This window comes from Microbacterium sp. (assembly GCF_049661145.1).
Taxonomy (GTDB): Bacteria; Actinomycetota; Actinomycetes; order Actinomycetales; family Microbacteriaceae; genus Microbacterium.
The window spans coordinates 1-2200 of sequence record NZ_JBASZT010000411.1 but is presented as its reverse complement, the minus strand read 5'-3'; the positions used below and the strand labels follow the sequence as shown (position 1 = coordinate 2200).

Genomic DNA, 2200 nt, shown 5'->3' with positions numbered 1-2200 from the left:
GCCTCGGGCGGGGCGGCCCCGGGCCGGGCGGGCTCGGGCCGGGCGGCCCCGGGCCGGGCGGCGTCTGCATAACTCCGCCTGGATGGGGGAGCGACGCCCTCGAAAGCCTCCTCTTCCGCACCTGAGGCGGAGTTGTGCAGACCGCCCGCCGCATCCGCGATCTCGACGGCCGCGACGAACGCCCAGAACGCGCGCAACACGGCCTGCGTGTCGAGCGTCGCGCCCTGGTACGCGATTACCAGATCGTGCTCGGGCAGCACCAGGCCGAACTGGCCGGCCGCGCCGTCGAGGCGGAATCCGTGGCGCCCGCGCCACACCTGGTATCCGTAGCCGAGCGCCCAGTCGTTCACCTCGCCCGGCGCGGCAGCCGGGCCGTCGAAGGCGGCCGTGTCGGACCACGCGCGGCTCATCTCGGCGACATACCACGCCGGCGCGACCTGCACTCGACCCGAAGCTGCGGCGAAGACGCCGCCCGCACCGAGCATGATCGCCGTCCGCGCGAGGTCCTCGACGGTCAGGTGCAAGCCGGACGCACCGTGCTCGATCCCGCCGTGCGGCCTCATCCACCGCCCACCGATGCCGAGCGGGTCAAGCAGCCGCGGCCGCAGGTACGCCGTCAGCGGCTCGCCGGTGAGCGCGGTGACGATCGTCGACAGTGCGTGAGTCGCGGGCGAGTTGTACGCGAAGTGCGTACCGGGTTCGTGCGCCGGCGCGGTGCGCAGCAGGTCGCGCGGTTCGTCGTCGATCCGCGCGATCTGCGCGTCGTCGTGCCCCGTGTTCATCGTCAGCAGGTGGCGCACGGTGATCCCGTGCGGATTCGGCTCACCGAGAAGGGCGCCCACGTCGGCATCCAGCGTCAGCCGTCCCTCGTCGGCGAGGAATCCGATCGCGAGCGATGTGTACGTCTTGGATGCCGAGTACACCAGCGCGGGCCGGTCCAGCCGGTACGGCGCCCACGCCGTCTCGAACGCGACCTCGCCGTGCCGCGCGATCAGCAGCGCGTGCGGGTCGAGGCCCTCGTCCTGCAGGCGATCGGCGAGGGCGATGAGGGCAGGAGTGGGGATGCCGAGGGATTCGGGACTGCGCCGGACGAGCGCGCGGGGCGTTGCGGAGGCCATGCCTTCAGCGTACGAGCCGCGCGACAGTGGCGGCGCCGGCGGCGGCGGTGGCGGCGATGCCCGTCGACGAGCTGCCACCGTCGGATCCTGTGCCGAAAGCAGGCTGAGCTGCACTTCGCGGCGTCGCCAGAGGCCGAACAGGCCGTTTCAGCCTGCTTCTGCGACAACGCGACGAGGCGACAACGCGCAGGGCACTCGGCGACGGGAGCGGCACGCACGCCGGGACGCACGCCGGGACGGATGCCGGGGCCTACCGTGAGCTCAGAATCACGAGCTGCTGCGTCGCGCGGGTCATCGCGACGTAGCGGTCGACGGCACCAGAGACGCCGCCCGCCTCGCCCGCATCGCCGAAGCGGTCCGGATCGACGAGCACGACGAGGTCGAACTCCAGCCCCTTCACGAGCTCGGGGCTCAGCGACCGCACCCGCTCGCGCGGCGCGAACCCGGGATCTCCCACGACGACCGCGACGCCGTCCTCGTGCCCCCGGTCCCACGCGTCGAGGATGCCGACCAGCTCACTCCGATCGCCGTACCGCACGGGCACCCCAGTGCTGCGGATCGAGACGGGCACGTTCGCGTCGGGCAGCGCCGCGCGGATGACGGGACCGGCGACGGCCATCACCTCCTCGGGGGTGCGGTAGTTCACCGTCAGGGTCGCGACGGCCGCGCGCGGCACGCCGACCCGCGCCAGCCGCTCGGTCCACGACTCCGCGAACCCATGCCGCGCCTGAGCGCGATCGCCCACGATCGTGAGACTGCCCGACGGACAGCGCCGCAGCAGCATGCGCCACTGCGCGTCGGTGAGCTCCTGCGCCTCGTCGACGACGATGTGCGCGAAGGGGCCCGCGAGCGGATCGAGGTCGGATGCCGAGGGCTGATCGAGCGTGCGGCGCAGATCCTGGCCGCGCAGCATCGACATGATCTTGAGGTCACCCTGATCGGCGGCGATGAGATCGGTCACGACATCCGACATCGTGCGCCGCTCTTCGGCCGCTTCGCGCTCGGCGCGACGACGGTGCACCTCGGCGCGCGGATCGCCCACCGCGAGCCGCGTCGCGTCGACGAGCGGCAGGTCTGCGTCG

Annotated in this window: 1 protein-coding gene and 1 pseudogene; both read right to left on the bottom strand. The window is 72.8% G+C overall.

The genetic code is table 11. The features are described 5' to 3' along the window. Positions 1-1118, bottom strand: a 1118-nt coding sequence (locus tag WBP48_RS17010) for a serine hydrolase domain-containing protein (protein WP_424441924.1), incomplete at its 3' end; no start/stop codon positions are given. Positions 1119-1368: 250 nt separating this feature from the next. Then, positions 1369-2200, bottom strand: a pseudogene (locus WBP48_RS17005) (AAA family ATPase); the annotation flags it as partial.